The sequence below is a fragment of the Thermoactinospora rubra genome, assembly GCF_002093975.1.
GTDB classification, from domain to species: domain Bacteria; phylum Actinomycetota; class Actinomycetes; order Streptosporangiales; family Streptosporangiaceae; genus Nonomuraea; species Nonomuraea rubra_A.
In genome coordinates this window covers 244,819-266,420 of record NZ_MSZZ01000011.1, presented here as the reverse complement: position 1 = coordinate 266,420, position 21,602 = coordinate 244,819, and the positions used below count along the sequence as shown (strand labels likewise).

Annotated in this window: 24 protein-coding genes and 1 pseudogene; 8 read left to right on the top strand and 17 right to left on the bottom strand. The window is 71.4% G+C overall.

Features of this window, described 5'->3' with window-relative positions; all coding sequences use genetic code 11:
* Positions 1–1,392, bottom strand: a complete 1,392-nt coding sequence (locus BSB02_RS21370) for an ABC transporter substrate-binding protein (RefSeq protein ID WP_084961045.1) — start codon at positions 1,390–1,392, stop codon at positions 1–3.
* A 121-nt stretch (positions 1,393–1,513) separates the two neighbouring features.
* Between BSB02_RS21370 and recD2 the strand changes: the two genes are divergently transcribed.
* The 4 genes and pseudogenes from recD2 to BSB02_RS42410 form a co-directional block, all read left to right on the top strand.
* Entirely contained in the window at positions 1,514–3,616 is a 2,103-nt protein-coding gene (recD2, locus tag BSB02_RS21365) for an SF1B family DNA helicase RecD2 (protein WP_084961043.1), read from the top strand.
* Between the two features lie 89 nt (positions 3,617–3,705).
* On the top strand, positions 3,706–4,329 hold the full coding sequence (locus tag BSB02_RS21360; protein ID WP_084961041.1) for an FMN-dependent NADH-azoreductase: 624 nt from the start codon (positions 3,706–3,708) through the stop codon (positions 4,327–4,329).
* A 49-nt stretch (positions 4,330–4,378) separates the two neighbouring features.
* Positions 4,379–5,062 (top strand): helix-turn-helix domain containing protein, encoded by a 684-nt coding sequence (locus tag BSB02_RS21355; RefSeq protein ID WP_084961039.1) that lies wholly within the window; start codon positions 4,379–4,381, stop codon positions 5,060–5,062.
* A gap of 34 nt (positions 5,063–5,096) precedes the next feature.
* Positions 5,097–5,225, top strand: a pseudogene (locus BSB02_RS42410) (MerR family DNA-binding transcriptional regulator); the annotation flags it as partial.
* Here BSB02_RS42410 and BSB02_RS42405 read toward each other — a convergent pair.
* Positions 5,207–5,350, bottom strand: a complete 144-nt coding sequence (locus BSB02_RS42405) for a hypothetical protein (protein ID WP_240506566.1) — start codon at positions 5,348–5,350, stop codon at positions 5,207–5,209. The pseudogene BSB02_RS42410 and the gene BSB02_RS42405 overlap by 19 nt on opposite strands.
* On the bottom strand, positions 5,351–5,536 hold the full coding sequence (locus BSB02_RS41550) for a hypothetical protein (protein WP_206184819.1): 186 nt from the start codon (positions 5,534–5,536) through the stop codon (positions 5,351–5,353).
* Between the two features lie 9 nt (positions 5,537–5,545).
* On the opposite strand from BSB02_RS41550, the gene BSB02_RS41545 reads away from it, so the two are divergent.
* Complete coding sequence (locus BSB02_RS41545) at positions 5,546–6,043, top strand: peroxiredoxin (RefSeq protein WP_206184805.1); 498 nt, start codon at positions 5,546–5,548, stop codon at positions 6,041–6,043.
* Between the two features lie 10 nt (positions 6,044–6,053).
* Here the strand turns inward: BSB02_RS41545 and BSB02_RS21345 are convergent, their stop codons facing one another.
* From BSB02_RS21345 to BSB02_RS21335, 3 genes are all read right to left on the bottom strand, one after another.
* Positions 6,054–7,619, bottom strand: coding sequence for an ATP-binding SpoIIE family protein phosphatase (locus BSB02_RS21345; RefSeq protein ID WP_084961037.1), 1,566 nt, complete (start codon positions 7,617–7,619; stop codon positions 6,054–6,056).
* A gap of 42 nt (positions 7,620–7,661) precedes the next feature.
* On the bottom strand, positions 7,662–8,345 hold the full coding sequence (locus BSB02_RS21340; protein ID WP_084961035.1) for a class I SAM-dependent methyltransferase: 684 nt from the start codon (positions 8,343–8,345) through the stop codon (positions 7,662–7,664).
* A gap of 271 nt (positions 8,346–8,616) precedes the next feature.
* Positions 8,617–9,084 carry a hypothetical protein gene (locus BSB02_RS21335; protein ID WP_084961033.1) on the bottom strand — a complete coding sequence of 156 codons (468 nt, stop codon included), beginning with the start codon at positions 9,082–9,084 and terminating at the stop codon, positions 8,617–8,619.
* A gap of 201 nt (positions 9,085–9,285) precedes the next feature.
* Here BSB02_RS21335 and BSB02_RS21330 point away from each other — a divergent pair, with 201 nt between their 5' ends.
* Together BSB02_RS21330 and BSB02_RS21325 are read left to right on the top strand one after the other, a co-directional pair.
* On the top strand, positions 9,286–10,128 hold the full coding sequence (locus BSB02_RS21330; protein WP_084961031.1) for a maleylpyruvate isomerase family mycothiol-dependent enzyme: 843 nt from the start codon (positions 9,286–9,288) through the stop codon (positions 10,126–10,128).
* A gap of 173 nt (positions 10,129–10,301) precedes the next feature.
* Complete coding sequence (locus BSB02_RS21325) at positions 10,302–10,994, top strand: maleylpyruvate isomerase family mycothiol-dependent enzyme (RefSeq protein WP_084961029.1); 693 nt, start codon at positions 10,302–10,304, stop codon at positions 10,992–10,994.
* On the opposite strand, the gene BSB02_RS21320 is transcribed toward BSB02_RS21325, so the two are convergent.
* On the bottom strand, positions 10,991–12,175 hold the full coding sequence (locus BSB02_RS21320; RefSeq protein ID WP_084961027.1) for an MFS transporter: 1,185 nt from the start codon (positions 12,173–12,175) through the stop codon (positions 10,991–10,993). The genes BSB02_RS21325 and BSB02_RS21320 overlap by 4 nt on opposite strands.
* Positions 12,176–12,227: 52 nt before the next feature.
* Between BSB02_RS21320 and BSB02_RS21315 the strand changes: the two genes are divergently transcribed.
* The gene (locus BSB02_RS21315) at positions 12,228–12,956 is read left to right on the top strand and encodes an SDR family NAD(P)-dependent oxidoreductase (protein ID WP_084961025.1); all 729 of its coding nucleotides are present in this window, start codon (positions 12,228–12,230) and stop codon (positions 12,954–12,956) included.
* On the opposite strand, the gene BSB02_RS21310 is transcribed toward BSB02_RS21315, so the two are convergent.
* The 10 genes from BSB02_RS21310 to BSB02_RS21265 all read right to left on the bottom strand — a co-directional run bounded on the left by BSB02_RS21310 (position 12,953) and on the right by BSB02_RS21265 (position 21,554).
* Positions 12,953–13,183: a DUF6343 family protein gene (locus BSB02_RS21310; protein WP_084961024.1), complete on the bottom strand. Its 231-nt coding sequence runs from the start codon at positions 13,181–13,183 to the stop codon at positions 12,953–12,955. The two genes, BSB02_RS21315 and BSB02_RS21310, sit on opposite strands and share 4 nt — an antisense overlap.
* 28 nt (positions 13,184–13,211) lie before the next feature.
* On the bottom strand, positions 13,212–13,916 hold the full coding sequence (locus BSB02_RS21305; protein ID WP_084961022.1) for a maleylpyruvate isomerase family mycothiol-dependent enzyme: 705 nt from the start codon (positions 13,914–13,916) through the stop codon (positions 13,212–13,214).
* 89 nt (positions 13,917–14,005) lie between these two features.
* The gene (locus BSB02_RS21300) at positions 14,006–14,746 is read right to left on the bottom strand and encodes a hypothetical protein (RefSeq protein WP_084961019.1); all 741 of its coding nucleotides are present in this window, start codon (positions 14,744–14,746) and stop codon (positions 14,006–14,008) included.
* Between the two features lie 346 nt (positions 14,747–15,092).
* Positions 15,093–15,302, bottom strand: a complete 210-nt coding sequence (locus BSB02_RS41540) for a hypothetical protein (RefSeq protein WP_084961018.1) — start codon at positions 15,300–15,302, stop codon at positions 15,093–15,095.
* A gap of 141 nt (positions 15,303–15,443) precedes the next feature.
* The gene (locus BSB02_RS21290; protein ID WP_206184818.1) at positions 15,444–16,058 is read right to left on the bottom strand and encodes a PIN domain-containing protein; all 615 of its coding nucleotides are present in this window, start codon (positions 16,056–16,058) and stop codon (positions 15,444–15,446) included.
* 263 nt (positions 16,059–16,321) lie between these two features.
* Entirely contained in the window at positions 16,322–17,317 is a 996-nt protein-coding gene (locus BSB02_RS21285; RefSeq protein ID WP_084961016.1) for a LacI family DNA-binding transcriptional regulator, read from the bottom strand.
* Positions 17,314–18,246 carry a carbohydrate ABC transporter permease gene (locus BSB02_RS21280; RefSeq protein ID WP_143590962.1) on the bottom strand — a complete coding sequence of 311 codons (933 nt, stop codon included), beginning with the start codon at positions 18,244–18,246 and terminating at the stop codon, positions 17,314–17,316. Before BSB02_RS21280 ends, BSB02_RS21285 begins: the two co-directional genes overlap by 4 nt.
* On the bottom strand, positions 18,243–19,220 hold the full coding sequence (locus tag BSB02_RS21275) for a carbohydrate ABC transporter permease (RefSeq protein WP_084961014.1): 978 nt from the start codon (positions 19,218–19,220) through the stop codon (positions 18,243–18,245). The genes BSB02_RS21280 and BSB02_RS21275 overlap by 4 nt, the downstream gene beginning before the upstream one ends.
* Positions 19,220–20,554, bottom strand: a complete 1,335-nt coding sequence (locus BSB02_RS21270) for an ABC transporter substrate-binding protein (RefSeq protein WP_084961012.1) — start codon at positions 20,552–20,554, stop codon at positions 19,220–19,222. Before BSB02_RS21270 ends, BSB02_RS21275 begins: the two co-directional genes overlap by 1 nt.
* 94 nt (positions 20,555–20,648) lie before the next feature.
* Complete coding sequence (locus BSB02_RS21265; RefSeq protein ID WP_084961010.1) at positions 20,649–21,554, bottom strand: serine/threonine-protein kinase; 906 nt, start codon at positions 21,552–21,554, stop codon at positions 20,649–20,651.
* Positions 21,555–21,602 lie beyond the last annotated feature (48 nt).

Here is a 21,602-nt window from a genome sequence, read left to right as displayed (position 1 = left end):
TCAGTTCGTTCGCCTGGCCCATGCGGCCCATGCCTTGTCCAGCGCGGCCTGCGCCACCTGTTGCGCCTGGTCCAGGGCCGCCTTCGGCTCGGCCTGGCCGTTCAGCACCCGGTTGACGGCGTCCTGCCAGGCCTTCTTGAACTCCTCGTCGGCCGGGTTGGCCGGCAGGCTGAAGGTGTTGGCGTTGGCCTCGTAGACCGCCTTGACCCCGCCGTCCCAGGGCTCGCCGCCGGAGGTGACCATCTTCCTGATCTCCTCGTCGGCCCGCGTGTTGCCGGTCAGGACGCCGGTGAACGCCTTGTTCTCCTTCGTGCGGGCGGCCAGCCGGGCCTGCGCGGCGGCCTTCCAGGTCTCCACCTGCGTCATCGCCTTGGCGAAGCGGCAGGCGGCCTGCGGGTTCTTCGCGCCGCGCGGGATCGCCCAGGCCGCGCCCGAGGAGTACGCCAGGGGCCTGCCCTGCCTGTCGCGGAAGGTGTCGAAGGCCATCGGGGCCTTGGGGGAGACGTTGTTGAGCACGTTGAGGTACCACTGCTCCATCGGCATGGCGCCCAGCTCGTTCCTGGCGAACTGGTTGCCCTTGCCGAAGAAGTCGGCCGCGTCGCGCAAAGCCTTGACCTTGGGGAAGCCGCCCTGCTCGGTGTAGACGCCGGCGGCGAACTCCAGCGCCTGCACCACCTGGGGGCTGTTGAGCTGGGCGGTCCTGCCGTCGGCCGAGATGAGGTCGGCGCCGTTGGCCTTGGCCCACAGAGGCAGGAACTCCGGCAGCTTGCTGTCGTAGCCGATGACCTTGAGCTTGCCGCCCGGCGCCTGGTGCATCCTGCGGGCGGCGGCGGTGACGGACTCCCAGCGGGAGCCGTTGACGTCCTGGATGGTCAGCCCTGCCCTCCGCAGCAGGTCGGCGTTGGCCATGGTGATCTGGACCTGGTTGAACTCGGGGATGGCCCAGATCTCCCCGCCGAAGGTCACCTGCTTGATCGCGGCCTCGCGGTACATCGAGGTGTCGATCTTCTCGCCCTCGACGCACGCCGTCAGCGGGATGATGGCGCCGCGCGAGGCGAAGGTGCCGATCTGGTCGCGGTTGGGGTTGATGAGGTCAGGCGGGCTGCCGGCGGCGACCGCGGACAGGAACTGCTGGATGTCCAGCTCGCCCTCGACCAGCTTGACCTCGACCTGCGGCCCTAAGGCGGCCTTGGCCCTGTCCAGCCGCGTGGTGGCGATCTCGTCGTCCGTCCCGAAGCCCATGACGGTCAGCGTGCCGCTGAGCCTGGCCTCGGGGCTGTACTTGACTGCTTGTGTGGGCGCCGCCGCGCCGCCGGTGCCCTTGGCGCAGGCGGACAGCGCCAGCGCCAGCGACAGCGGAACGGCCGCCCAACGGAGGAGTCGGGGTGTCATAGGGGGTCCTCCACACCGGTGCTACGAACGGCACCCAAGTGGCTGCCCCCTGTCGTGTCGATCACACCTTCCGGCGTCGCCGCCCCGGGTCTTGTCGGCGGGATGTCCTAGTGTTCGGTCCGTGGAGGCGTCGGTGGAGCAGCTGGTGTACGTCCGGGAGGACGAGTACACAGTCGCCCGCATGAGCTCGGAGGAGGTCCCGGCGTTCGTCGCCTCCGGCCGGGCGCTGGCCGGCGTGCAGCCCGGCGAGACGCTCTCGCTCACCGGCACGTGGGAGGAGCATCCACGGCACGGGCGGCGCCTCGCGGTGACCGCGTGCGAGCGCGTGACGCCGTCGACCGTGCGGGCCATCCAGCTCTACCTGGGCTCCGGCCTCATCCGCGGCATCGGCCCCCGCCTGGCCCACGCGATCGTCAGCCACTTCGGCGCCGACAGCCTGACCGTCATCGACACCGCTCCCGAGCGGCTGCGCGAGGTGGTCAACATCGGCCCGGTACGGCAGGCGCAGATCGTCGAGGCGTGGCGCGAGCAGAAGGCCGTGGCCGCCCTGATGGTGGCGCTCCAGGGGTTCGGGGCGAGCCCCCTGCTGGCGGCCAAGATCTACCAGGTGTTCGGCGCGCAGTCCCTGGAGGTGCTGACCACCGACCCCTACCAGCTCATCGGCCGCGTGCGGGGCATCGCGTTCGTCACGGCCGACCGCATCGCGCTGCGCTGCGGCGTGCCCGAGACGAGCCCCCAGCGGATCAAGGCGGCCCTGCTCGACCGGCTGGAGGCCGCGGCCACCGGCGGCGGCCACTGCTACCTGTCGCCCACCGCGCTGGTGACGCAGACCGTCGCGGTGGTGCAGCAGGACGAGGAGCTCGTGCGGCGCCAGCTCGACGCCCTGCGGGCCGACAAGCGCGTGGTGGTCGAGGCCGACGCCGTCTACCTGCGGGAGCTGCACGACCGCGAGGTGAAGCTGGCCGCCGAGCTGGCCCGGCTGCTGCGGGCCCGCTCCACGCTGCGCCTGCGCCCCTACGCCGAGGACCTCTCGCTCGACGACGACCAGCGCGCGGCCGTCACCATGGCGCTGACCAGCACGGTCTCGGTCATCACCGGCGGGCCCGGATGCGGCAAGAGCCACACCGTCAAGGTGATCGCCGCGACCGTCCGCGCCATGGGCGGCCGGGTCACGCTGTGCGCGCCGACCGGCAAGGCCGCCAAGCGGCTGTCGGAGCTGACCGGCCAGCGGGCGATGACCGTCCACCGCATGCTGGCCCACGAGCCCGACCCCGAGGCGCTCTTCGACGAGGCGCCCGTCCAGGCCGACCTCATCGTCGTCGACGAGGCCTCCATGCTCGACCTCCACCTGGCCACCCGGCTGTGCACGGCCGTCCTGTCCGGCACCCACCTGCTGTTCGTCGGCGACAGCGACCAGCTGCCCAGCATCGGCCCCGGCAGCGTGCTGTCGGACCTGCTGCGGGTGGAGGCGGTGCCCCGGGTGCGCCTGACCCGCGTCTTCCGCCAGGCCGACGGCAGCGCGATCATCCGCGCCGCCCACAGCATCCGCACCGGCGAGCTGCCGGCGCTGCCGGGCGGGGGCGGCTTCTGGTTCGAGGAGATGGACGACCCCGACGAGGTGGCCTCCCGGGTGGTGCACCTGGCCACGGAGGCCATCCCCCGCAAGCAGGGCGTGGACCCCGGCCAGGTCCAGGTGCTGTGCCCGATGCGCAAGGGCGCCGCCGGTACGGCGGAGCTGGGCCGCCGGCTGCAGGAGCGGCTCAACCCGCCGGCCGACGACAAGCCCGAGCACTGGTCCGGCCCCCGGGTCTTCCGGCTCGGCGACCGGGTCATGCCCATCCGCAACAACTACGACAAGGGCGTCTTCAACGGCGAAACCGGCACCGTGACGGCCCTCGACCCGATCGAGCGGACGCTGGAGGTCCGCATCGACGACGGCGAGGTCGTCACCTACGGCTTCGACGAGCTCGACGACCTCACCCACGCCTACGCGATCAGCGTCCACCGCTCGCAGGGGAGCGAGTATCCCTTCATCGTCGCGCCCGTCGTCGTGGAGGCCGGCGGCATCATGCTGCGGCGGCGCCTGCTCTACACGCTGGTCACGCGGGCCAGGTCGTGGGTCGTGCTCGTCGGCCAGCGTAAGGCGCTGGAGCTGGCCGTCCACCGGCTGGGCCGCCGCCGCAACACCTCCCTGGCCGCCCGCCTCGCCTACCACCTCGGCTGAACCCATCCTTGACTAACCGGACTGCGGTCCATATCGTGGTGCCCGGAGTTAAACGGACTACGGTCCATTTTTCTGGAAGGGTATGAACTGTGAGCCGACTGCTGCACATCTCGGCGTCCCCGCGCGGGGCCGCCTCCGTCTCGCTGAGCATCGCCGAGGCGTTCCTCGACGCCTACCGGGAGGCCAACCCCGGCGCGGTCGTGGACCGCTTCGACCTGTGGGACGGCACCCTGCCCGAGTTCGGCCCGGCCGCCGCGGGCGCCAAGATGGCCTTCATCGCGGGGGAGGAACCGCGCGGCGAGCGGGCCGAGGCGTGGCGAGCCGCCGTGGCCGTCTTCGAGCGCCTCGACTCCTACGACCGCTACCTGTTCAGCGTGCCGATGTGGAACGCCGGCGTGCCGTACAAGCTCAAGCAGCTCATCGACGTCGTCAGCCAGCCGGGCATGGTGTTCTCCGTCGACCCCGAGCTGGGCTACACGGGCCTGCTGACGGGCAAGCGGGCCGCCGTCGTCTACACCAGCCTCGTCTGGGCGCCGCACCTCGGGCCGGAGTTCGGCGCCGACTTCCAGTCCACGTTCTTCGGCGACTGGCTGCGCTGGGCGGGCGTCAAGGACGTCCACGAGATCCGCTACCACCCCGGCCTGACCGGCGACGCGGAGGCCGAGGCCAAGAAGGCGGCGGAGCGGGCCCGCGAGGTGGCTCGCCGCTTTTAGTCGAATCTACGGCTATCTGCAGTGATCTGCGCTGTAGGCTCCAGTGCTTATGGACCATGCGGAGCTGTTGGGCCGGGTACGGGAGCTGCGCGGCCAGGGCAAGTCCCCCAAGCAGATCGCGAGGGCGCTGGGCATGGCCCCGTCCGCCGTGGCGCCGCTGGTGCGGGCCGTGGCCGCCGAGCGCCCCTCCGGCGAGTCCGAGCTCGTGGGCAGCTGGGTCAATGTGGGCTGGAGCGCCGGCCTGGCCTTCGACCCGTCCTTCGGCTGGACCGACGAGGCGCCGCGGGACGAGCAGCCCAACGCCGGGATGGTCAGCGTCCTGGTCGCCCGGCGGCACGGCTACGACAAGGTGTCGGTCTGCGGCTACCTGGCCGACGTGTACTGCCTGGGCGTCAAGCACGCCATCGGGCCGCAGGTCATGGACGAGCGCGAGCTGAGCAGCTTCCGCGAGTACTTCTTCGGCGACTACGCGGGCTGGCGGGCGGCGCCGCTGGAGCTGGCCAGGCAGATCGTCCTGGGGTCCATCGAGTACGCCAGGGGCCTGGGCTTCGAGCCGACCGGCGACTTCGCCGCCGCCCAGGGGCACCTCGGCGAGTGGGAGCCGCCCTCGGCGATCACCTTCGGCCGCGACGGCAGGCCCTGCTACGTCCCCGGCCCGGAGGACGACGCGCGCAAGGTCCTCAGGACGCTGGAGCGCACGGTCGGCGAGGGGAAGTTCGACCACCTCGCTTGACCCTGACGTCAGGGGCAGGCCGTACGGTGGCGGCATGCGAACCGGCGAGGTCGCACGCGCGACGGGGGTGACCGTCCGCGCGCTGCGCTACTACGAGCAGCTCGGCCTGGTGGTGCCCGGGCGATCGGCCAACGGCTACCGCGACTACGGCCCGGCCGAGGTCAGGCTGGTGGAGGAGATCAAGGCGCTCACCCGGCTGGGGCTGCCCGTCGAGGAGACCCGGCCGTTCCTGGAGTGCCTGGCCGCCGGGCACGCCACCGGCGACTCCTGCCCCGCGTCGCTGGCCACCTACCGGAAGGTGATCGACCGGCTCACCGAGCGCATCGACGAGCTCGCCCACCGCCGGGACCGGCTCATCGAGCAGCTGCACCGCGCGGCCGGCGACGTCTCCTCGGCCGCCTCCGCGGCGCTGACCACGCTGACCACGCTGCCCGAGGGCCTGCCCCGCCCGCCGACGACGGTGCCGCCGCGCACCTGCCCGGCATGCGCCTGCCCGCCCTCACCCTCACCAGCACCGACGGCGAGCAGGTCGCGCTGGACCGGCTCGGCGCCGGGCGCACCGTGCTCTACCTCTACCCGCTCACCGGACGGCCCGGCGTGGACCTGCCCGAGGGCTGGGACGCCATCCCCGGCGCCCGCGGCTGCACCCCCGAGGCGTGCGGCTTCCGCGACCACTTCGCCGAGCTGCTGGCGGCCGGGGTGCGCCGCGTTTACGGCGTGTCCACCCAGCCCAGCGACTACCAGCGGGAGGTGGTCGACCGGCTGAACCTGCCCTTCGCCATGCTGGCCGACCCCGGCCTGTCCCTCGCCGCCGCACTGTCGCTGCCCACCTTCGAGGCCGGGGGACAGGTGCTGCTCAAGCGGCTGACCATGATCGTGCGGGACGGGACCGTGGAGCACGTCTTCTATCCGGTGTTCCCGCCCGACAAGCACGCGGCCCAGGTGCTCGCCTGGGTGCGCGAGGCCGGCGGACCGCGGTAGCGGGGGACGGTCATTGGTGGGGGCGGACCGTGAACCACACGGTCTTCCCGCCCGCGATCCGGGTGGCGCCCCAGCGGTCGGCCAGGTGGGCGACGAGCTGCAGCCCGCGGCCCTGCTCGTCCCACGGCCCGGCGGTCCGCAGCTGCGGCAGCCGGTGGTCGTCGTCGGTCACCTCCACCAGCACCGTCTCGGTCCACACCATCCGGATCGAGATCATCCGGGTGGCGTGCCGGCGGGCGTTGGTGACCAGCTCGCTCGTCAGCAGCTCCAGGCGGGGCGCCAGGTCCGCCAGGCCCCACTCGTGGAGGGTACGGCGCAGCAGGCGGCGCACCTGGCCCGGCGCCCGGGTGTGCGGTTCCAGGAACCAGCTGGCCACGCGGTCGCTCGGGATGCCCTCGAACCGGGTCAGCAGCAACGTCACGTCGTCGCGCCGGGGATCGGCGGCCGCCCCCTCCAGCAGGGCGTCGGCCAGCGCCTCCAGCGAGCCGCCGGTGGCGCCGATCGTGTCGCGCAGCTGTTCCAGCCGGTGCTCGATGTCCAGGCCGCGGCGCTCGACCAGCCCGTCGGTGAACAACGCCAGCAGGGACCCGTCGGGGGCGGCGATCTCGGTGGTGGCGATCGGCGGCCGCCCCACGCCGATGGGCAGGCCCATGGACTCGCCGAGGTCGAGCAGGTCCGCGACGCCGTCGCCGCCGACCACGATCGGGGGCAGGTGACCCGCGCTGGCGATGGAGCACCGCCGCACGATCGGGTCGTAGACGGCGTAGACGCAGGTGGTGATCGAGTGGTCGGTCAGCCGGCCGGCCAGGTCGTCCAGCGAGCGCAGGACCTGGTCGGGCGGGAGCTCCAGGGCGGCGAGGGTCTGCACCGCCGTCCGCAGCTGGGCCATGATCGCCGCGGCCTCCAGGCCGTGCCCCATGACGTCGCCGACGACCAGGGCGACCCGGCACCCGGACAGCGGGATGATGTCGAACCAGTCGCCGCCCACGAGCATCCGGGAGTCGCCCGGCTGGTAGCGGTGGGCCAGGGTCACACCGGGCAGGTCGCGGGGCGGCGCCGGACGCAGGCTCCGCCGCAGGGTGTCGGCGATCGCGGCGTGCCGCCGTTCCTCGTGCGCCCGGTGGACGGCGATGGCGGCCACGTGGGCGAGCTGGGCGGCCAGCAGGAGGTCGGGGTCCTGGAAGGAGGCGCGTGGATCGCGCCGGGTGAGCACCGCGACCCCGGCGGCGTGCGTGGCGTCGGCGAGGGGCACGACGGCGCAGTGCTCGCCCAGCAGGACGGGCGCCGGCACGCCCTGGGCCCGCTCGCACCCCAGCCAGGCGTGGTCGGGTTCCTTGGGCCACGGACCGGGTCGCGGGGGCAGGTGCGCGGCCGTGGCGGCCAGGTAGTGGCCGTGCCGATCCGGCGGGTCGGCGGCCTGCTCGGGGTCGTGGAGGAGGTAGACGGCGGCCGAGTCGGCCACCCACGGCACCAAGGCCTGGCACAGCCGCTCGGCGATCGCGTCCGGGTCCTGGGCCGAGGCCAGCTGCCAGGTCGCCTCGTGCAGGGACACCAGCCACTCACAGTCGGGATGCATGGTCGGAGAAGGGAGGCTCACCGCCGCGCCTTGACGGTGCGCTCAGCCGGCGCGCCGACAGGTGAGGAACAGCTGGATCTCCGGGGGCGCCTGGGTGCTGGCCGGAGCGTAGGACCTCGCGTCGCTGTGCTCGACGGTGAAGCCCGCCTGCCGTACCACGTCGACCAGGTCGTCGTTGAGGTAGCCGGTCACGCGGACGGGCGCGCCCAGGAAGGAGAAGGGGACGTCGTCCATGTCGATCTCCACCATGGACAGCGACAGCCAGCCGCCCGGCGCGATGACCGAGTGGAGGCGGCGCAGGGTCCGCTCGATCTCGGCGCGCGGCAGCATGAGGAGCACGAAGTACGCCACGACCGCGTCGAACGCGCCCAGCCGGTCGTCGAGGTCGACGACGTCCATCTCCAGGAACCGCGCCTCCGGCACGTTCGCCCTGGCCAGGTCGAGCATGACGGGGGAGATGTCGATGCCGGTGACGTCCATGCCGGCGTCGGCGAACCGGCGGGCGGTGGGCAGGCCGGTGCCGCATCCCACGTCGAGCACGCGCGCGCCGGGCCTGAGCTGCTTGAGCAGCCACTCGCCCTCGGCTTCCTGGCCGTCCTTGTGCGGGAACGCCTCGTCGTAGCGGGCCCCGATCCGGTCGAACGCACCTCCCTGGAGCGCGCGGAACTCAGCCCGCGTCAACCCGTGGGCGCCGTCGGGGTGGAGCGGGAAGTCCTGCTCGGCCATGTCGCCTCGTCGGTCTCGACAGCAATTTGACTCACCACAGATAGTGGATCTTTCCGCAGGAGTCAATATATCCCCACAAACCTGCCCATTTGGGAGGCTTCATGGCAGCCCTTTCGGCCAGGACTCTGAAGGCGAGCCCTGGCCGCCTGGCAGGTCTCCGTCGGGGCCCGAAGTCAGGGCCACGAGGTCACGGGCCACGAGGTCAGGGCCACGAGGTCACGGGCCGAGGTCACGGGCCACGAGGTCACGGGCCGAGATCAGGGCCCCGACGTCACGGGTCCGAGTCTTGAGTCGCGGCCTCGGCCGTCGTCCCCTCCGCCTGCGCTCCCGCCCCGCGAGCGCGCCGGTACGGCAACTGTGCCGCGATCCCCAGCTTGGCCATGCGCATCTCGATCGCCAGCCGGCTGCGCCCGAACTCCGCCATGAGGTCCGACACGCAGGCCCCGGGGGCGGCGGCCAGCTCGCGCAGCCGTTCGTCGTCCTCCGAGCTCCACCGCAGGCTCGCGTTGCGGTGCGCCGGACGCCTGGCCTGCCGGGCCTTCGCCGCCGACGCGAGCATGCGGGCCACCACCTCCAGCTCCTCGCCCGCCACGGTGCCGCGCAGGACGGCGAGCCGCCGTCCGGAGGAGTCGGACCCGACGACGTCGACCCGCAGGTCGCCCGTGTCGGTGACGTCCGCGCACAGATCATAGGTCCGGCCCTGCTCGGCCAGGTGCAGGGCGAGTGCCTCGGGAGCCATCGGCCACCTCCGAAGGTCGGGGAGAACAACGAGCCGACCCAGGTCTATCAGCTGTCGGTGACAGAACCAGCACGCAGAGCATTCGTGCGGATTTTCGAAGAATGCCCGTTTGGGGCATATGGCGTGGAAACAGAGGGGCTCATGACGCGATGATCGCGCCATGGCCTTCAACGACCACGCCAAGAACACTGAGGTGAAGCCGTGACCGATACCTCCTGGCTCGGGCCCGCCATCGACGTCCGGCCCGTCCTCGCCGAGCAGCAGGACGCCTTCATCGACCTGTTGCGCCGGCTCGACGCCGACGAATGGAGCCGGCCGACGATCTGCCCCGGCTGGACCGTCAAGGACGTCGCCGCGCACGTGCTCGGCGACCACATCGGACGCCTGTCCATCCACCGCGACGGTTTCCATGTCCTGTATCCGCGAGAGGGCGAAGACTTCCCCGTTTTCCTCGACCGGATCAACGAGGAGTGGGTGATCGCCGCCCGCCGCATCAGTCCGCCGATGCTCATCGAACTGCTGTCGGACTTCGGGGGCCAGATCGTGCGGTTCTGGCAGACCATCGACCTGGACGCGCTCGGCGGCTCGGTACGCTGGGCGGGCCCCGGACCGCATCCCTGCTGGCTCGATGTCGCCCGCGAATACACCGAGTACTGGACCCACCAGCAGCAGATCTGCGACGCCACCGGACGAGCCGGACTCACCGACTCTCGCTATCTCGGCCCGGTCATCGACACCTTCCTGCGGGCCCTGCCCCATACGCTGCGCGACATCGCCGCCCCGCCGGGCACCGCGCTCCAGGTGGTCGTGACCGGACCCGGCGGCGGCACGTGGACCTGCGTCCGCGGTCAGGAGCGCTGGGGGCTGAACCACCGGCCACACTCCCAGCCCGCCGCACGGCTCGAACTCGACGCCGACACCACCTGGCGGCTGTGCACCCGCGGCATCACCCCCGAGCAGGCGGCGGAACGCGCTCACATCGATGGCGATCAAGACCTCGCGGCAGCGGCCCTCCGCATCGTGTCGATCATCCGGTCGCAGTGAACCGCGAGGCATGCCGATGAGTTTCGCCCGGCGAGACTGTCTATAAGACGAGGGGACGCCCGTCCTCCCGCCGCCGACCCGCAGGGAGATCACCATGCCAGCTGCCGAACCGCCGTGCTCCCGGGTCGCGGATGCGCGGTGAAACGGATGGGCCGCATCGCCGGTGAGATGTCATGAGCCGCGGCCTGGCGCTGCTCGAACGCGCCATCTCCTACACGCGCGGGAGCCTAGTGCTGGTGACGCCCGAGGACCTGACCCGCCCCACGCCCTGCGCCGCCTGGGACCTGCGCGCCCTGCTGGCGCACATGGACGACTCGCTGGCCGCGCTGAGCGAGGCGGCCGACGTGGGTGAGGTGGGGCCGCCGGGGCCGCTGCCACGGGACCGGCCCAGCCACCCAGAGGGACCCGGCGACGGCCGGGCCGGTGAGAACGACATGGGCACGCCGAGCGCACCGAGCACGCCGGGCACGCGCCCGGGCGGAGTGCCGCCCGGGCGCGCGCCCGGGCGGCTCGTCCCCGAGGTCGACGTCCTGCGCAGGCGGGCCTGCCGGTTGCTCGGCGCGTGGACGTGGGCGGGCGAGGAGGGCGCGGTGACCGTGGGCGGGTGCTCGGTGACCGCGATGACGGTGGCCGCCGTCGGCGCGATCGAGATCGCGGTGCACGGCTGGGACGTCGCCAGGGCCTGCGGCCGCGACCGCCCCCTCCCGGCGGCCCTGGCCGAGGAGCTGCTGGAGTTCGCCCCCCTGTTCGTCGCCGACGACGACCGCCCCCACCGCTTCGGCCCCCGGGTCGCCGTGGTCGCCGACGCCGATCCCGGTGATCGTCTGCTGGCCTTCCTCGGCCGGCGGCCCGCGGAGCCGGTCTAGCTCACGCGCTCGAACACCGCCAGCGCCACCGCCCCCGACAGGCAGGCGGCCGCGACGACCGCCATGACGAGCGTGTACCCGGCCGCCTGCGCCATCGCCGCCCCCGCCAGAGGCGCCAGTGCCTTGGCGAACGTGATGGGAAGCGTCAGCACGCCGCTGATGCTCGCGTAGGCGGCCGTGCCGTACCGGTCGGCCAGCAGCGCGGGCCGCGCGATGGTGCTCACCCCGAAGCCCAGCCCGAACAGCACCACGGACCCGATCGCCCCCGGCACGGTGGCCCCCACGAACGGCAGCATCGCGGCGGCCACGCCCTGCAGCACGAAGACCGCGGCCGTGACGAGCGCGACGGGCCACCGGCTGTGCAGCCCGCTGGTGACCACGCGCCCGGTCACCGACAGCACGCCGAGCAGCCCGGCCGCCGAGGCGGCGAACAGCGGCGCGTGGCCGAGCGCGATCAGGTAGCTGACCAGCAGCATGGCGATCACCGCCACGGCGCCGCTCTGCGCGAGGAAGGCGGCGGCCAGCAGCCAGAAGGGCCTTTCCCGTACGGCGGAGCCCACCGACGCCCCGGCGGGCCGGACCCGGCGGCTCCTGGGCAGGCAGGCGTGGAGCGGAACGGCGACGACCCCGTAGCCGATCGCGAGGATCACCAGCGCGGTGCGCCAGCCGTACCGCTCGACGAGGAAGCCGGTCAGCGGCAGGAAGACGCTGGAGGCGAACCCGGCCACGATGGTCACCGCGAGCAGCGCCCGCGAGCGGCGGGAGGCGTCGAACCACGCGACGATCACCGCGAAGGCCGCGTCGTAGAGCACCAGGGCCGCGGCCGGGCCGAGCACCGCGAAGACGAGGTAGAGCTCGAGCGGCGAGCGGACCTGCGACCAGGCGAGCACGGCCGCCGTGGCGACGAGCGCGCCCACGGTCATCACGGTCCGGCCGCCGCGCGCGTCCAGCCAGCGGCCTGCGAACGGCGCCACCAGCCCCGACAGCAGCAGCGAGACGGTCATCGCCCCGGTCAGCTGGGCGATGCCGGTGCCCAGCTCGCGCGCCATGGGGGTGAGGAAGACCGAGAAGGCGTAGTACAGCACGCCGAAGCCGATGGTCTGGGTGACCGCCAGGGACGCGACGAGGCCGAACCCGTCGCGGCGTGATGCCGGGGTCTTCCGCGCGGTGGGCCGCAGCACAGGGGATACCTTCCCGGGGCATGGAGCGCGGAATCCGTGATGATGGTCACTTATGGACGTTTCCTACGTGGTGACCGGTGGGGCGCGGGGCATCGGCCGCGCGATCGTGGACCGGCTGCAGGGCACGGTCGTGGTCGTCGACCGCGAGGCGCCCGCGCCGGATCCGAAGGTCATCCCGGTGATCGGCGACGCCGGCGACGAGGCGGTGGCCGAGCGGGCGGCCGACCTCGCCGAGAAGGCGGCGCCGCTGGCCGGGTGGGTCAACAACGCGGCGGTCTTCCGCGACGCCTCCCTGCACTCCAGCCCGGCTTCGGAGGTGCTGGAGCTGATCTCGCTCAACCTCGGCCTGGCCGTGGTCGGCTGCGCGGTCGCCGTCCGCCGGTTCCTGGCCGCCGGCACCGGGGGCGCGATCGTCAACATCACCTCGCACCAGGCGCGGCGCGCCGTGCCGGGGGCCCTGCCGTACGCCACGGCCAAGGCGGGGATCGAGGGCCTGACCAGGGCGCTGGCGGTGGAGTACGGCAGGCACGGCATCAGGGTCAACGCGGTCGCCCCTGGCACGGTGGCCACCGAGCGCTACCAGCGGTTCGCGGCCGAGCAGGGCCCCTGGGTGGCCCAGGAGGTGGCCAGGCTCCACCCGCTCGGCCGCCCCGCCTTCCCGGAGGAGGTCGCGCACGCGGTCGCGTACCTGCTGTCGGACGGCGCCAGCTTCATCACGGGCGCGACCGTCCCGGTGGACGGCGGCCGCACGGTCCTGGGGCTGGACCCCGAGGAACGCTAGCGGCGGCGGCTCAGCACCGCCAGGTCGATCGCCGCGGCGAGGGCGACGGCGCCGGCGATGGCCGCCTCCCAGCCCCACACCGCCTCGCCGGTCGCCTGGGCGCGGGCGAGGAAGAACACGGCGAGCAGGAGCGCCACGGGCAGGGCGATCAAGGACAGCACGCGCCGGGCCCGCACCGCGCTGCGGGCGTTGACCGGTTCGGTGCCGCGTCGGTCACGTAGCCACATGCCGGCCCCCTACCCATGGGGGCGGGGCTCAGGCCAGGCAGCGCAGCGCGGCGGCCAGGCGCGGGTCCAGCGGGTGGCCGGCCGGCAGGCGCCCCACGGTGGCCTCGACGAAGTCCGGGTACGACAGCGTCGCGCTGATTCCCTCCGCGTACACCCAGATCTGCTCGGCGGTCTGCTCCACCTGCACCTTCGCGCCCTGCTCCCGCAGCGCGAACACGCCCATCAGCATGCGCCACCGCGTCCTGTCGTCGGCCTCCTCCTCGCTCACCGGCGCGCCGACGTCGTCGGCGTGGGTGGCGTACTCGGAGTCGTAGTGGAAGGTCTGCATGTCCACCGGGTACGGCCCGGCCGCGGTCTCCAGCGTGGCGTCGCGTCCCAGCGCCCGCATGCGGCTGCGGGTCTCGCCGTTCTTGGTCCGCCACTCCTCCAGCACCTCGGCCACCGGCAGGCCGCGGCGCTGCCGTACGCACCACTCGTTGAAGCTCTCGTACCCGCGCACGCCCTCCTCGGCCAGCCGGGCGAACAGGGCGTTCACCTCGCCGTCGAGGCATGCGTGGTTGTAGAGCTCCTCACCGGCCAGGTGGGACAGCACGTCGCGCACCGACCACCCGGCGCACCGGGAGGGACGTTCCCAGCCCGCCTCGTCCAGCGAGGCGAAGAAGCGGTCCAGCCGGCCTGCCTCGGTGTCGAAGATGTCGAACGGGTCGTAGGCGTCCAGGGTTTCCTCCGTCATGTGGACGTCTCTACCCACATGCGCCGCGCATAAGGAGGCCCGGCCCCCTGCCGGGGACCGGGCTCGTGTCGTGCCTTACTCGGCCGGGGTCAGCGGTGCCAGCCGTACCAGCCGCTGCGGACCCGGACGTAGTCGTAGCCGCTGGTGGAGCCGTTCAGCTCGTCGTCGCCGTCGAAGACGGCCTTGAACGTGCCGCTCTTCCAGGCGCGGGTCTTGGCCCAGAAGCGGCCGTAGTCGTTGGTCTCGGCGCTGGCGACCCACTTCCAGCCGCTGGTGCCGCTCTTGCGGTAGTAGATGTCGACGTCCGCGTCGCCCAGGTTCTCCCAGCCGTCGTCGTTGACCTGGAGCCGGCCGGAGAAGTAGATCTTCTTGCCCTTCTTGACCGACGAGGGGCCGGCGCTGAAGTACTTGAAGCGGGTGTCGAGCTTGCCCTTGGCGGCTTCGACGACGAAGGTCGCCTTGTCGGTGTCGGTCTTGCCGGTCTCCTTGTCGGTGCCGACGACGGTGGCCTGCCAGCGGCCGACCGGGTCGTTGCTGCTGAAGGGGACGCTGAAGACCCACTTGTCGGTCTGCTGGATCTGCCTGGCCACGAGGGTCTGCACGTCGCTGTCCTTGGGCTTGACGTGGACCTCGACCTTGTCGACGTCCTGCGACGCCTCGACGACGATCTTGACCGACGCGGAGCCGCCCTTGGGGACGACGACCGGGTTCGGCGCGATGTCGGTGATCTCGACCGACGGAGCCGTCGTGGTGGCGGAGGCGGCGCCGCCCGAGACGAGCAGCGTGCCACCGGCCACGGCGGAAACCATGGCGACAGCCATCTTCTTCATGAGGGTGCTTGTTCCTCTCCCCGTTGCGTCGGCCGGCGTTCGGGAGTGCCGACCGTCTCATGACATAAGAGTCAACAAGGAGGAGAAAAGTTGCCTCTTTCCCCATAGAAATTTTTCGTAGCGATGGTGACCTGCGCAGATCCTCCCGAAAATCATTGGCTCGCCGACGATGATCGTGAAGGTCGCCGTCGCGGTTACGGGATCGCCTGTTCCGATGGATCCTCCGCTGGCGCATCGCCTCACCGACGAGGCGTTGGCGCGCTCTGAGAGGGTGATGCTGGCCGGGCGAGGCGTGCGCCGCCGGCCCTGAGCAAGATCGGACGGGCAGGGTGGGGGAGCGGGAGCGTCAGGCGGATTCCCGGATCACCAGCTCCGTGGGCAGGATGACCGGGTCGGACGGGCCGCCGGAGAACAGGCCGAGGAGCAGGCGGACCATCGCGGCGGCCTGGTCGGCCACCGGATGGCGGACCGTCGTGGCGGCGGAGGCGGCGTCGCCCGAGACGAGCAGCGTGCCACCAGCCACGGCGGAAACCATGGCGACAGCCGTCTTCTTCATGAGGGTGCTTGTTTCTCTCCCCGTTGGGTCGGCCGGCGTTCAGGAGTGCCGGACGGCATGAGAAAACCCGGCCCACAAGGAGCCGGGTGGTATGTGCCTACGAGGATACCAGGCGGGCCCGGATCTGTACGGAGGATGACCTCACCATCCTGCAGGGCGCGTGTATGGACCCACGGTTGCAGGCAGCTGGCACTTCGCCAGATCACTGGCGGTGAGCTGGTACCACCAGTGCCGTCCTACGCCGTCGGAAGCCTGGCCGCGCAGCGCGCCTGCCAGGTAGTTGGCGCTGGGGTTGACCAGTCCCACCGGTACCCGTTGTCGCGCCTGTTCGACGGGGAAGCGCAAGTCGCTGTCGTTGGAAATCACGACCGCGGCGTCAACGACCTTGGTGAGGACGTCGAGCAGCAGATGTGAGGCGACGTTGACGTCCGAGCCCTTCTCCTCCCTGTACGCATAGGAAACCATGAAGCGCGCGTTCGGCAGAGGAGTGCTGGTGGAGTCGCAGACTTGGACCGGCCAGCCCGGGCGCGTCAGGATCGGCCTGCCCGCTCGATCCCGTACGGCAAGCGGCGCATACTTCACCCGCGAGACGTAGTAGCCGAACTCGATGTGGTCCACGCTGCCGCTCTCCCGCAGGGCGTTGAGGTAGACGCCCTGGTCACGCTGGCCGTCCGGATTGTCGGCTCCATTGATGCGCGCGGTGCAATACACCACCCGTTCCACGTCGGCGCCACGCCAGTCTGCTCGCCGCGCCACGCCAGTCTGCTCGCCGCGCCACAAGAGACTTCGCCAGCGCGCGAAGGTCCAGCCAGCGCCATCCTGGGGTGCCCCGGCCGCACAGGCCTCGCGCGCCGTAGTAGAGGTTGTAACCGTCTATGTAGATTCCGACACGCATGCGGGTGACCGTATCGGAATCACGGGCATTGCGTAGTGGCTTTGTGACAGTGAGTGCCCTCAACGTGTGAGGGTGACGCCGGCCCTGAGCAAGATCGGACGGGCAGGGTGGGGGAGCGGGAGCGTCAGGCGGATTCCCGGATCACCAGCTCCGTGGGCAGGATGACCGGGTCGGACGGGCCGCCGGAGAACAGGCCGAGGAGCAGGCGGACCATCGCGGCGGCCTGGTCGGCCACCGGATGGCGGACCGTCGTCAGAGGCGGATCGGTGTACTTGGCCGCCTCGATGTCGTCGAAGCCGACCACCGCGACGTCGTCGGGCACCCGCCGTCCCGCCTGGCGGAGCGCCTGCAGCGCGCCGATGGCCATCAGGTCGTTGGCCGCGAAGACGGCGTCCAGGTGAGGGTCGTCGCGCAGCAGCTGACGCATCGCGACCGCGCCCGACTCCCGCGTGAAGTCGCCGACCGCGACGATGGACCGCCGGTCGGAGTCGCGCAGCACGTTCCGGTACCCCGTGAGCCGGTCCTGGCCGCCGATCATGTCCAGCGGGCCCGCGATGGTCGCGATCCGCCGCCGCCCAGCGGCCACCAGGTGCCGGACCGCCGCCTCGGCCCCGCCGACGTTGTCGTTGTCCACATAGGGGATGTCGACCGGTACGGCGGGCCGGCCGTACGACACCACCGGGACCCGCATGCGCGCGATCGCGGCCGGCAGCGGGTCCGCGCCGTGCATGGAGATGAGCATCGCGCCGTCGACGTGGCCGCTGGCGATGTACCTCTCCACGCGCGCGTGCGACTTGGCCGAGCCCGCCAGCATGAGCACGACCTGCTTGTCCGCCGCCTCCAGCTCGATGCTGGCCGCCCTGATGACGGTCGCGAAGAGGGGGTCGTCGGAGAAGACGCGCGTGGGGGGCTCGGAGACGACCAGCGCGATGGAGTCGGTCCGCTGGGTGACGAGGCTGCGGGCGGCCGAGTTCGGCACGTAGCCCAGCTCGTCGACGGCCCGCAGCACCGCCTCCCGGATGTGGGGCGCGACCGTGGTCTGGCCGTTGACGACACGGGAGACGGTGGCTCGGGAGACCCCGGCCAGGGCCGCCACCGCCTCCAGAGTCGGACGTTTCATCCCTTGATCCCGCCTGCCAGGAGCCCGCGGACGAAGTAGCGCTGCATGGACAGGAACACCACGAGAGGAATGATGACAGACACGAAGGCGCCGGAGGTCAGGCGCTGCCATTCGTCCCCTCTCGTGCCCGCCATCTGCGCCAGCCGTACCGTCATGGGGGCCGACTCGGCGGTGCCGCCCGCGAAGATCAGCCCGACGAGCAGGTCGTTCCAGACCCAGAGGAACTGGAAGATGGCGAAGGTGGCCAGGGCGGGCGCGACCAGCGGCAGCACCACGCGCCTGATGATCTGCCCGTGGGTGGCGCCGTCGACCCGGGCCGCCTCCATGAGCTCGTGCGGCAGCTCGGCCATGAAGTTGTGCAGCAGGAAGACGGCGAACGGCAGGGCGAAGCAGGTGTGGGCGAACCACACCTGGGCGAAGCGGCCGGTGTCGCCCAGCTCCCAGGCGGGCAGCAGCTGGATCCCGGCCACCGACACGCCTTCGGAGAAGAACGACAGCAGCGGCACCAGGGCCATCTGCAGCGGCACGATCTGCAGCGCGAAGATCCCGATGTAGATCCAGTCCCGGCCGCGGAAGTTCAGCCAGGCCAGCCCGTAGGCGGCGAAGGACGCCAGCGCCAGCGGCAGCAGGACGCTGGGGATGGTGATGACGATGGAGTTGATCAGGAAGCTGGCCAGCCGCCCGGAGGAGGACGACGTGCCGAACAGCACCTCCTGGTAGTTCTCGAGGGTCAGGTTCGGGTCGGCGAAGAACGTCCACCAGCCCGTGCTCTTGATCTCGTCCTTGGGCCGGAAGGACGACAGCAGCAGGCCGAAGGTGGGGGTGGTCCACAGCACCGCGATGAGCAGCGCGACCAGGCTGGCCGCGCGCGTGCTCAGGCGGGCGCGCACGCGCGCGGCGGCGCTGGTCGTCGGCGAAGCGTGCGTCACTGCACCCTCCTGCGCAGGCGGGTCTGGTACCAGACGATGGGGGCCACCAGCACGAACAGGAACACGGCCAGGGCCGCGCCCTTGCCGGTCTCGCCGAAGCGGAAGGCGTTGTTGTACATGTCGACCGCGATCACGCTGGTGTCGAAGTTGCCGTTGGTCATCGTGCGGACGATGTCGAACAGCTTGAGGGTGCCGATCGCCTGGGTGACCAGGACGACGATCACCGCCGGGCGGATCGAGGGCAGCGTGACGCGGAAGAACATCTGCAGCGCTCCCGCGCCGTCCAGCCGCGCCGCCTCCACGATCTCGGCCGGGATGCCCTTGATCGCGGCCGACAGCACCACGGTGGCGAAGCCGGCCTGGATCCACACCAGCACGAAGATGAGGAACAGGTTGTTCAGCGGCGGCTCCTGCAGCCACTGCCGCGGCTCGCCGCCGAGCCAGACGACGATCTGGTTGAGCAGGCCGATCTGGTCGGCGTCCTCGGGCCGGTAGGCGTAGACGAACTTCCAGATGATGCCCGCGCCCACGAAGGAGATCGCCATCGGCATGAAGACCAGCGACTTGGCCAGCGCCTCGAAGCGGGAGCGGTCGACGAGCACCGCGTAGACCAGGCCGATGCCGGTGACCAGGAGGGGCACGAGCACGACCCACAGCAGCGTGTTGCGCAGGGTCAGCAGCGCCTCGGGCTGGCTGAACATCCAGACGTAGTTGTCCAGGCCGACGAAGGTCTTGCTGTCGCCGCTCATGAACGACAGCAGCGTGGTCCGTACGGCGGGCACCACCAGCCCGATGGTCAGCAGCGTCAGCGCGGGGGCCAGCAGGATGGCCGCGTGCAGCCTGGACCTGCTGCGCATCGGCGCCCGGTCCAGCAGCAGCAGCATCACGCCGACCACGGCGAGGAAGGCGACGACGCCGAGCAGCAGCATCACCAGCTTGGGCTGCTCGGCGCCGAAGTCGAACTCGAGACCCATCAGGACTTGGGCCAGCTCTTCTCGATGTCGTCAAGGACGGTCTTGGTGTCCTTGCCGTTGATCCACGCGGTCATGCCCTTCCAGAAGGTGCCCGCGCCGACGGCGGCCGGCATCAGGTCCGAGCCGTCGAAGCGGAAGACCGTCTGGGGGTCGCGCAGGATCTCCATGGACAGCTTGTCGATGGGGTTCTGCGCGCCAGCCAGGTCGACGCCCTTGTTGGCCGACACGTAGGTGCCGAGCTTCATGCGGCCGTTGGCGTGGTCGGCGGTGGCCAGGTACTGCTGCATGGCCTTGACCTCGGGCCGGTCGGTGAAGGCGGCCACGAACTCGCCGGCGCCGAGCACCGGCTTGCTGCTGGTGTCGTTGCCCGGCAGGTAGAAGGCGAAGACGTCGCCGTCCTCGGCCACCTTGGTGCCCTCCGGCCAGAAGTTGGCGTAGAAGGAGGCCTGCCGGTGCATGGCGCACTTGCCCTCGGTGATCGGCACGCCGCCCTCCTGGAAGGCCGTGCTGGCGATCGACTTGACCGGGCCGTAGCCGCCGTTGACGTACTTGTCGTTCTTGAGGATCGCGCCGACCTTGTCGACCGCCGCCTGGACCTTGGGGTCGTTGAACGGGATCTTGTGCTCGACCCACTGGTCGTAGCCATCGGGGCCGAGGTCGCGCAGGATCACGTCCTCGATCCAGTCGGTGGCCGGCCAGCCGGTCGCGTCACCGGACTCGATGCCCGCGCACCAGGGCTTGATCCCCTTGGCCGCGATCGTGTCGCTGAGCGTCATCAGCTCGTTCCACGTCTTGGGGATCTGCCAGCCGTTCTCCTGGAACATCTTGGGCGAGTACCAGACGAAGGACTTGACGCTCGCGCCGAGTGGGGCGGCGTAGAAGGTGCCGTCGACCGTGCCGTACTTCTTCCAGTCCGGCGACCAGCCCTCGTCGGTGAGCTTCTCCACCTCCGGCGGGGCGGGCTTGAGCTTGCCGGCCTTGGCGAAGCGGGCCAGCAGGCCGGGCTGAGGGAAGAACGCCAGGTCAGGCGGGTTGCCGCCGTCGACGCGGACCTGGATCTGCGCCTCGAACTCCCCGGTGCCCTCATACGTGATCTTGATGCCGGTGCACTCGGAGAAGGTCTTCCAGTTCTCCTGGAAAAGGTCCGCCTCCTTGTCGCGGATCGGCGAGTAGATGGTCACCTTGGTGTTGGGGTGCTTGCCGTAGGCGGCGTACGGCTGGCACTCGGCCGACGCGGCATCGCCGCCGCCGGTCGCCTGGGGTGTCTCCTGGGAACTGCCGCAGCCCGTGACGACGAGCGCAAGGCCTATGGTTCCTGCCGCGAGTCGGCGCATGTGAGCCTCCGTATGGTTGGGAGCGCTCTCCAAGGTGTTAAACCCACGTCACAATGTCAATAACGGGCATATTACAGAGAGCGCTCTCTCGGTCTCATACCGGGAACAACACTCGCCCGACCACGCGGGCGTACATGCGCCCCGGGCTGGGCTCCCCGGCCAGGAACCCCGGCAGCATCGGCAGGTCCACGGCGTACGGCTGGAGCCGATCGTACAGCTCGGTCATGCCGGACGGCCGGGCCTCGGGCCGCTTGTCCAGCAGCTGGGCCAGCAGGTCGCCGAGCCCGCGCGGCAGGCCGGGGATGGCCGGCGGGCGCTCCTTGACCTGCTTTTCGAAGACGGCGTAGTCGGTCGGGCCGGTGAACAGCGGGCGCCCGGTGAGCATCTCGTGCAGCACGCAGCCGAGGGAGTACAGGTCGCTGCGCGCGTCGCACACCCCGCGCTGGATCTGCTCGGGCGCCATGTAGGCGGGGGTGCCGAGGATCTGGCCGATCCGGGTGAACTGGGCGATCAGGCCGGTGCTGTCCGGCTCGCGCAGCATGGCCAGCCCGAAGTCCAGCACCTTGACGCTGCCGTCAGGGCAGAGCATGAGGTTGGTGGGCTTGAGGTCGCGGTGGAAGATCGACAGCGCGTGGGCCGCCGCCAGCACGGCGCACGCCTGGGCGGCGATCGCGCACGCCCACGGCACCGGCAGCGGGCCGTGCTCGCTGACCACGTCGGCCACGGTGACGCCCTCGATGAACTGCATCACCTGGTACAGCCGCTGCTCGTGGGCGCCGAAGTCGTACAGGACCGGCGCGCCGGGGTGCTCCAGCCGGGCCAGGATGCGCGCCTCGCGGACGAAGCGCCGCTCCAGCTCCTCGTCCGGGAGGCTGGTGAAGCGCAGCAGCTTGACCGCCACGCGCCGGTCGAGGCGCCGGTCGTGGCCCGCGTAGACCGCGCCCATGCCGCCCTGGCCGAGGGGAAGGTCGTCGAGCACGTAGCGGTCGCCGATGACCATCTGCCCCTCCCTGCCTCGCCTGCGGCGAATGCCCCGCCCTGGCGTCGC

What these genes read in the sequence shown, in the direction of transcription:
- BSB02_RS21275 (WP_084961014.1), bottom strand. Translation starts at nt 19,220, where the DNA reads ATGGGTCTCGAGTTCGACTTCGGCGCCGAGCAGCCCAAGCTGGTGATG.
- BSB02_RS21355 (WP_084961039.1), top strand. Translation starts at nt 4,379, where the DNA reads ATGGACCATGCGGAGCTGTTGGGCCGGGTACGGGAGCTGCGCGGCCAG.
- BSB02_RS21325 (WP_084961029.1), top strand. Translation starts at nt 10,302, where the DNA reads ATGAGCCGCGGCCTGGCGCTGCTCGAACGCGCCATCTCCTACACGCGC.
- BSB02_RS21335 (WP_084961033.1), bottom strand. Translation starts at nt 9,084, where the DNA reads ATGGCTCCCGAGGCACTCGCCCTGCACCTGGCCGAGCAGGGCCGGACC.
- BSB02_RS21345 (WP_084961037.1), bottom strand. Translation starts at nt 7,619, where the DNA reads ATGCATCCCGACTGTGAGTGGCTGGTGTCCCTGCACGAGGCGACCTGG.
- BSB02_RS21370 (WP_084961045.1), bottom strand. Translation starts at nt 1,392, where the DNA reads ATGACACCCCGACTCCTCCGTTGGGCGGCCGTTCCGCTGTCGCTGGCG.
- BSB02_RS21315 (WP_084961025.1), top strand. Translation starts at nt 12,228, where the DNA reads ATGGACGTTTCCTACGTGGTGACCGGTGGGGCGCGGGGCATCGGCCGC.
- BSB02_RS21285 (WP_084961016.1), bottom strand. Translation starts at nt 17,317, where the DNA reads ATGAAACGTCCGACTCTGGAGGCGGTGGCGGCCCTGGCCGGGGTCTCC.
- BSB02_RS21305 (WP_084961022.1), bottom strand. Translation starts at nt 13,916, where the DNA reads ATGACGGAGGAAACCCTGGACGCCTACGACCCGTTCGACATCTTCGAC.
- BSB02_RS21310 (WP_084961024.1), bottom strand. Translation starts at nt 13,183, where the DNA reads ATGTGGCTACGTGACCGACGCGGCACCGAACCGGTCAACGCCCGCAGC.
- BSB02_RS21300 (WP_084961019.1), bottom strand. Translation starts at nt 14,746, where the DNA reads ATGAAGAAGATGGCTGTCGCCATGGTTTCCGCCGTGGCCGGTGGCACG.
- BSB02_RS41545 (WP_206184805.1), top strand. Translation starts at nt 5,546, where the DNA reads ATGCGCCTGCCCGCCCTCACCCTCACCAGCACCGACGGCGAGCAGGTC.
- BSB02_RS21270 (WP_084961012.1), bottom strand. Translation starts at nt 20,554, where the DNA reads ATGCGCCGACTCGCGGCAGGAACCATAGGCCTTGCGCTCGTCGTCACG.
- BSB02_RS41540 (WP_084961018.1), bottom strand. Translation starts at nt 15,302, where the DNA reads ATGAAGAAGACGGCTGTCGCCATGGTTTCCGCCGTGGCTGGTGGCACG.
- BSB02_RS21340 (WP_084961035.1), bottom strand. Translation starts at nt 8,345, where the DNA reads ATGGCCGAGCAGGACTTCCCGCTCCACCCCGACGGCGCCCACGGGTTG.
- BSB02_RS21265 (WP_084961010.1), bottom strand. Translation starts at nt 21,554, where the DNA reads ATGGTCATCGGCGACCGCTACGTGCTCGACGACCTTCCCCTCGGCCAG.